The sequence below is a fragment of the Curtobacterium sp. MCBA15_009 genome (assembly GCF_001864895.1).
GTDB lineage: Bacteria > Actinomycetota > Actinomycetes > Actinomycetales > Microbacteriaceae > Curtobacterium.
Window position 1 is genome coordinate 1 of the sequence record NZ_MJGO01000018.1, and the last position, 266, is coordinate 266.

Consider the following 266-nt stretch of genomic DNA (forward strand, 5'->3'; position numbering starts at 1 on the left):
TTACTGAGTTAAGTCCGGCGGCGTCCTACTCTCCCACAAGGTCCCCCTTGCAGTACCATCGGCGCTGAGAGGCTTAGCTTCCGGGTTCGGAATGTGACCGGGCGTTTCCCTCTCGCTATGACCACCGGAACACCTTCGACCAGATCATACTTGGTCTCAAAGCTGTCCCAGCTGTAGCTGAGTTATTCAGTTTCGATTCCCGATCGTCTGTCGGGAACCACAAAGTGGACGCGAGCCCCACACACGAGGTGTGGGAAATAATTGTG

1 rRNA gene is annotated in these 266 nt (G+C 55.3%); it reads right to left on the bottom strand.

Going from position 1 to position 266, the window contains the following annotated elements:
- Nucleotides 1–12 precede the first annotated feature (12 nt).
- Nucleotides 13–129, bottom strand: a 5S ribosomal RNA gene (gene rrf / locus BIU97_RS05655).
- Between the last annotated feature and the right edge of the window lie 137 nt (nucleotides 130–266).